3 protein-coding genes are annotated in these 5,869 nt (G+C 65.5%); 2 read left to right on the forward strand and 1 reads right to left on the reverse strand.

Going from position 1 to position 5,869, the window contains the following annotated elements; genetic code table 11:
• Positions 1–32 precede the first annotated feature (32 nt).
• On the forward strand, positions 33–2,111 hold the full coding sequence (gene metG, locus AC1D0P_RS20650) for a methionine--tRNA ligase (protein ID WP_477678458.1): 2,079 nt from the start codon (positions 33–35) through the stop codon (positions 2,109–2,111).
• Between the two features lie 38 nt (positions 2,112–2,149).
• Here metG and AC1D0P_RS20655 read toward each other — a convergent pair whose 3' ends face one another.
• Positions 2,150–3,919, reverse strand: a complete 1,770-nt coding sequence (locus tag AC1D0P_RS20655) for a sensor domain-containing diguanylate cyclase (RefSeq protein ID WP_477678459.1) — start codon at positions 3,917–3,919, stop codon at positions 2,150–2,152.
• Between the two features lie 243 nt (positions 3,920–4,162).
• Here AC1D0P_RS20655 and AC1D0P_RS20660 point away from each other — a divergent pair, with 243 nt between their 5' ends.
• On the forward strand, positions 4,163–5,833 hold the full coding sequence (locus AC1D0P_RS20660) for a SulP family inorganic anion transporter (protein WP_477678460.1): 1,671 nt from the start codon (positions 4,163–4,165) through the stop codon (positions 5,831–5,833).
• Positions 5,834–5,869 lie beyond the last annotated feature (36 nt).

Below are 5,869 nucleotides of genomic sequence, written 5' to 3' on the forward strand. Positions count from 1 at the left end.
GTTCTACCCTCATTAAGCCTACAAAGATAACCATGTCCCAGCGCCGCCTGTTCGTCACCACCGCCCTGCCCTATGCCAACGGCAATTTCCATATCGGCCACATCATGGAATACATCCAGGCCGACATCTGGGTGCGTTTCCAGCGCATGCAGGGCCATGCCGTGAATTTCGTGGGCGCCGACGACGCCCACGGCGCACCCATCATGATCGCCGCCGAAAAAGCCGGCAAGACGCCGCAGCAGTTCGTGGCCGACATCGCCGCGGGCCGCAAGCCCTACCTGGACGGTTTCCACATCAGCTTCGACAACTGGCATTCCACCGACGGCCCGGAAAACCACCAGCTCGCGCAGCAGATTTACCTGGACCTCAAAAAAGCCGGCCTGATCGCCACCAAGACCATAGAGCAGTTCTTCGACGCCGAGAAGAACATGTTCCTGCCCGACCGCTTCATCAAGGGCGAATGCCCCAACTGCCATTCCAAGGACCAGTACGGCGACAACTGCGAGGTCTGCGGCGCAGTCTACGCGCCCACCGACCTGATCAATCCTTATTCGGCCCTGTCGGGCGCCAAGCCGGTGCTCAAGAGCTCGGAGCATTTTTTCTTCACGCTGTCCGACCCGCGCTGCGTGGAATTCCTCGAAAAATGGACGCAGGACGGCAAGCTGCAGCCCGAGGTCGCCAACAAGGTCAAGGAGTGGTTCTCGGTGCGCGAGAACGCCGACGGCACGAAGAGCGAAGGCCTGGGCGACTGGGACATCAGCCGAGACGCGCCTTACTTCGGCATTGAAATCCCCGATGCGCCGGGCAAGTATTTTTATGTATGGCTGGACGCGCCGGTCGGCTACCTGGCCTCGCTCAAAAACCTGCTCGAAAAGCGCGGCGAGAACTACGACGCCTACATGGCCACGCCCGGCCTGGAGCAGTACCACTTCATCGGCAAGGACATCGTCACCTTCCACACCCTGTTCTGGCCGGCCATGCTGCACTTCAGCGGCCGCAAGACGCCAGACAACGTGTTTGTGCACGGTTTCCTCACCGTGAACAACGGCGAGAAGATGAGCAAGAGCCGCGGCACCGGCCTGGACCCGCTCAAGTACCTGAGCCTGGGCATGAACCCCGAATGGCTGCGCTACTACCTGGCCGCCAAGCTCAATGCGCGTAACGAGGACATCGACTTCAACGCCGACGACTTCATGGCGCGCGTCAACAGCGACCTGGTGGGCAAGTACATCAATATCGCCAGCCGCGCCGCGGGTTTTATCAGCAAGCGCTTTGCGGGCCAACTCGGCGAAGTGTCGGCCGACGGCGCCGCGCTGCTGGACGCGCTGCGCGCCGCGAAGGACGTGATCACGCCGCTGTATGAGAGCCGCGAATTCGCCAAGGCCCTGCGCGAAACCATGCTGCTGACGGACCGCGTCAACGCCTATGTGGACCAAAACAAACCCTGGGAGCTCGCCAAGCAGGACGGCATGGACGCGCGYCTGCAGGACGTCTGCACCGTCTGCATCGAAGCCTTCCGCTTGCTCACGATTTACCTCAAGCCTGTGCTGCCCGCGCTGGCCGCGCAGGTTGAGGCTTTCCTGAAGGTCGGCCCGCTGGGTTTTGCCGACGCCGGCGCCATGCTGGGCAAGGGCCATGTGATCGGCGACTACAAGCACCTGATGCAGCGCGTCGACGTCAAGCAGCTCGATGCGCTGTTTGAAGCACCGGCCCAGGCCGAAGCCGCACCAGCCGCGCCCACGGACCTGCCGGGCGGCGAGGCGCTGGCCCCCACTATCACGATTGACGACTTCGCCAAGGTCGACCTTCGCATCGCGAAAATCGTCAACTGCGAAGCGGTCGAAGGCTCGACCAAGCTGCTGCGCCTGACGCTGGATGCCGGCGAGGGCCGCATGCGCAATGTGTTCAGCGGCATCGCCTCGGCCTACAAACCCGAAGACCTGGTCGGCAAGCTCACGGTGCTTGTCGCCAACCTGGCGCCGCGAAAAATGAAGTTCGGCATCAGCGAAGGCATGGTGCTGGCCGCCAGCCATGCCGATGAAAAAGCCCAGCCGGGTATTTATGTGCTGGAACCGCTGCCGGGCGCGATGCCGGGCATGCGCATCCACTAAGCCGCGGACAGGGCGAGCGCTTTCCGCGCCGCCCGGCCTCAGCCTGCCGCCGCGCTGATAAAGCGCAGGCCGGTGCCGGAACGGCCAGACAGCTCCCTCAGCACATCGCCCATGGCGTGCAGCAACTGCTCGGCGTCGGGCTGGTTGAAAGGCGCCTCGGCCACGGCGATCCTGAACTGCATCATGGTGCCGGGCGGCAGGCTGGGGCTGTCGGCCAGGCCGCGGGCGATCAGGCGCTGCGCCATCTGCGTGAGTTCGTCGCGCGTGAGGTGGCCCTGCAGGATCAGCAGAAAATCGCCGTCTCGATGCCGCGCCACGGTATCGCCGTCGCTGGCCACCCCCGCCACGCAGGCCCCGGCCTGCACCACCGCGCTTTGCGCCGCTTCCATGCCGTAATCCTGGCGGATGTCGATGGCGTTGCCCAGCCGCACGCGCATCACCGCGCCGGCGCCCGGGTCGCGCCGCTGGCGCACCAGCAGGGCGTCCAGCCGCAGCAGCAACACACGGTGGTTGCCCAGCCCGGTCAAGGGGTCCACGCGCGTGAGCGCGCCGACGCGGGCCTGGTTGTCGCGCTTTTCACGGCTGCGCAGGTACAGGGCCACCACCAGCAGCAGGATCTCGAATGCCGCGCCTATCTGCGCGCCGTACTGCGTGGCCACCCCCAGCGGCAGCAGGCCCTGCGTACGCAGTATGGGAAACACCGAACCCACCGTCAGGCAGACCATGGCGGCCAGCACCCACATGCCGACCAGGGGCCGGCGCCAGACATACCAGCCGGCCACGCTGAGGTAGACGGCCATGCTGCCCAGGTAATAAGGGGTGGCAAGGTTGAAGGAGGACTTGTTGCCCATCACCAGGAAAGCCGCCAGGATGCCCGCGCCTATCAGCGTCATCATCAGCAGGCCGCGTGACAGCCAGGGTGCGTCGCGGTCAACCACCATCTGCCGTAAAAAGAGGTGCAGCAACGCGGCGGTGGCCAGCGTCATGGCGACCGGCGCACTGTCGTTCCACCAGGCGCTGCCCGGCCAGAGGAATTCACCGGCCAGCCCGGTCAGCGCCAGCTGGCCCGCTGCCACCACCAGCACATAGCCCGCGAAAAAAAGATGGATGCCGTCGCGCCAGGACGCGGCATGTAGCGCGCTCATCAGCGCGATCAGCAGCACCAGGCCTATGTACACCCCGAGCAGCAGGTGCGCCTCCTTGGACTGTTCGTGGAAGCTGTCGGGGTCGGACAGTTGCCAGGGCACGCTGATGGGATAGTTGTGCGCCACGCGCAGGTAGGTGGGCCGGGTTTCGCCGGGCTGCAGCAGGAGCTCGAACGCCGGCGTCAGATGGCGCACCGGCCAGGCCGAGACGGGCACCGCGTCGCCCGAACGCTCGAGTTGCCAGGCACCGGCGCCGGATGCCCCAGGCGCGGGTCGGTACAGGTCCACGCTGTCCATATTGGGATGGGGAACGGTGAGCATGAGTGGCGTGGGCTCACCGACCGCCGGCAAGGCCAGCCGGTACCACAGCGCCGCCCCGCCCCCGGTGGGCATGATGGCCCCTGACTCGACGGGACTGCCCTCACCGGCATCAAACTTGCTGCGAACCTGCTCGAAGGTCAGCGTGCCCGAGTTGTCGACCAGCACCTGGCCCTCGCCCATGACGCCGCGCCCGGCCTTGAAAGGGCCAGTCACCACGGCTGCGGGGTTTGTGGCGGGGATACCGGCGGGAGCGTCTAGCGCTGGGGAAACAGGAACTTCCTGCGCCAGCGCCATGGCGTGGGCCAGCAGCAAAGCGGCCAGGAAGGCGGCAAGGGATGGCAAGCGCGGCAGTACCAGCGAAGAAACAACAACAGGCAATCACGTCCCCCGAAAAAAGCATGCCGAACATGCCGAGGCGTATCCTGACCTAGCCGACAAGCTTTGAGTCAGTAAGCCCCCTAAAAAGTAATCAATTAGGTCTAATTCTCGCCTTTAATGTAACGAATCTTTACATTGCGAACAATGGAAAAAAGTCACGCAAAGGACGCTTCGTCCGACAACTCGCAGCGCCACAATCGGGGACCCATGCACTGGCCCGCCTACCTCGCGTCCTTCCGCCCCCGCCTGTTTTCAGCGCTGGCGGGCTATACGCGGGAGCGCTTTCTGAAAGACGCCGGGGCCGGCGTCACCGTCGGTATTGTGGCCTTGCCGCTGGCCATGGCCTTTGCGATCGCGTCCGGCCTCAAGCCCGAGGCCGGTATCTGGACGGCCATCATCGCCGGCGCGCTGATCGCCTCACTGGGCGGCTCAGCGGTGCAAATCGGCGGGCCGGCCGGCGCCTTCATCGTGATCGTCTACGGCATCCTCGAGCGCTACGGCCTGGCCAACCTGCTGATCGCCACCGCCTGCGCCGGCGTGCTGCTGTTCCTGCTGGGCCTGCTGAAGCTGGGCACGCTGGTGCGTTATGTGCCGGTCAGCATCGTCGTGGGTTTCACCAACGGCATCGCGGTGCTGATCGCGCTGTCGCAGGTCAGGGATTTGCTGGGCCTGGTCGTGCCCAAAATGCCCGCCGATTTTTTCTCGCAGATCAAGGTCCTGGGCGGCCACCTGGACAGCTTCAACCCTTATGCGCTGGGCCTGGGCCTCATCTGCCTGCTGGGCCTGTTCATCTGGCCCCGGCTGTTCGACACGCAGTCGCGCGGCGCCGGCGGCTTCACCATGCGGCTGATACGCATGATGCAGGCGGTCGAGGGCGTGCAGCTCAAGCGCGCCACGCGCATGGCCTCGCGCATGCCCGGCCCCATCGTGGCGCTGGTGACGCTGACGGCCTTCAGCTACGCGCTGTCACTGCCGGTGGAGACCATAGGCACGCGCTTCGGCGGCATCCCGCGCGCCCTGCCCTCCTTTGCGCTGCCGGATTTTTCCTGGGAAACGGTGCGCCTGCTGGTGGCGCCCACCATCACCATCGCGATGCTGGGCGCGGTGGAGTCGCTGCTCTGCGCGCGCGTGGCCGACCAGGTCTCGGGCCTGCCGCGCCATGACCCCAACCAGGAGCTGATGGCCCAGGGCGTGGCCAACTTCGTCGTGCCTTTTTTCGGCGGAATGCCGGCCACCGGCACGATTGCCCGCACCGTGACCAATGTGCGTTCCGGTGCCACGTCGCCGGTCTCCGGCCTGGTGCATGCGCTCACGCTGGTCGTCATCGTGCTGGCCGCCGCGCCGCTGGCCGTGCACGTGCCGCTGGCCGTGCTCTCCGGCATCCTGCTTTACGTGGCCTGGAACATGGGTGAATGGCGCGAGTTCGCCCGCCTGCCCCAGGCCAGCAGCCACTACCGGCTCATCATGCTGGGCACGTTTTTCCTGACCGTGGTCTTCGACCTCACGGTGGCCCTGCAGGTCGGGCTGATCCTGGCCTGCGTGCTCTTCGTCAAGCGCATGAGCAGCCTRTTCCAGGTGGTCGAGGTCTCGCGCGACGCCGACACCGCGAGCTTCCGGCTCTACGGCTCGCTGTTCTTCGGCGCGGTGGCCAAGCTCGATCCCATCTTGAGCGTGGTGGAAAGCGCGCCCAAGGGCCTGGTCGTGCGGCTGGATGTGCAGTCGCTGCAGTCGCTGGACACCTCGGGGCTGGACGTGCTCGAGCAGTTGCACAAGGCCATCGTGCTGCGCGGCGGCCGGCTGGTGGTCGCGGGGCTCAATGCCCAGCCGCTGGCCGTGATGGAGCGCTCCGGCTTCCTGGCAAAAATCGAGACTGTTTAAGAGCCGCTCACAAAGCCCAGCGAAGCGGTCCTGGCT

The sequence above is a fragment of the Polaromonas sp. P1_G2 genome, from assembly GCF_056405515.1.